Origin of the sequence: Longivirga aurantiaca, assembly GCF_042660085.1 — a bacterium.
GTDB lineage: Bacteria > Actinomycetota > Actinomycetes > S36-B12 > CAIYMF01 > Longivirga > Longivirga aurantiaca.
Window position 1 is genome coordinate 1 of record NZ_JBHSTI010000040.1, and the last position, 1,137, is coordinate 1,137.

At 66.4% G+C, this 1,137-nt stretch carries 1 protein-coding gene; it reads left to right on the top strand.

Annotated elements, in window-relative coordinates; translation table 11 throughout:
• Window positions 1-32: 32 nt before the first annotated feature.
• Window positions 33-1,137 (top strand): cytochrome P450 (locus ACFQGU_RS16805; RefSeq protein WP_386768855.1); only part of this gene is annotated, 1,105 nt, incomplete at its 3' end.

The following is a 1,137-nucleotide window of genomic DNA, read 5'->3' on the forward strand; positions in this document are numbered from 1 at the left end:
CGCACGACGACTCACTAGCAGGGAGATCGAGTGTGACTAAGCAGCCCGTTCGAGACTTCGACTTCCATGGCGAAGCGCTCGACAACATCTTCGAGACCTACCGGGACCTCCGCTCCGAGTGCCCTGTCGGCTGGAGCGAACGCTACGGAGGGTTCTGGTTCTTCACGAAGCACGAGGACGTCTTCAACGCGGAGCAGGACTGGCAGACCTACTCCGTCACGCCCACGATGCTGCTGCCCGATCTCGGCAACGTCGAGCCGCTGATCCCCATCGACGTCGACCCTCCTGAGCACACCCACTACCGGCGGATCCTGCTGCCGCTGTTCACCCCGTCCGCGGTCGACGAGCTGACTCCGTTCGTCGTCGAGACCGCTCGCGAGCTCGCGGACGAGGCTCTCAAGCAGGACGTCGTGGACGTCAGCCACGCCTACGCGCGCCCGCTCCCCATGATCGTCTTCAGCAGCCTGATCGGCTATCCCGGCGAGGACTGGCACCTGTTCGACCAGTGGATCGACCGGATCTTCGCCCGGGCGGAGGACCCCGAGGACGCGACGCGAGCCAGCCAGGAGGTGCATGCGTACCTCGAGGCGCTCGTCGAGCGGCGCCGGCACGAGCCCGAGGTGGACGACATCACGGGACGCCTGCTCAAGGCCGAGATCAACGGCCGGCCGATCACTCACGACGAGCTGATGAGCTACCAGTACCTCCTGTTCATCGCCGGTCTCGAGACGACCGCGTGGACCATCAGGGCCGGCCTCTGGCACCTGGCACACAACACCGCGGACCAGCAACGGCTCCGTGAGGACCCCGAGCTGATCCCCGCAGCGGTCGAGGAGTTCCTCCGGACGATGGCACCGGTGCAGGGCATGGCACGCACGGCGCTCAAGGACGTCGAGGTGCGTGGGTGCCCGATCAAGAAGGGCGATCGGGTGGTGCTCGCATTCGGTTCCGGAAACCGGGACGAGGATGCCTACGAGGACTCCGACGAGATCGTCATCGACCGGGAGCAGAACCGGCACTTCGCCTTCGGTGTGGGGGTGCACCGTTGCCTGGGCTCCAACCTCGGACGTCGTGAGGTCGTCGTCGCCCTCCGCGAGTTCCTCGCCCGCACTCCGCTCTTCGAGGCGGTGGACCCCA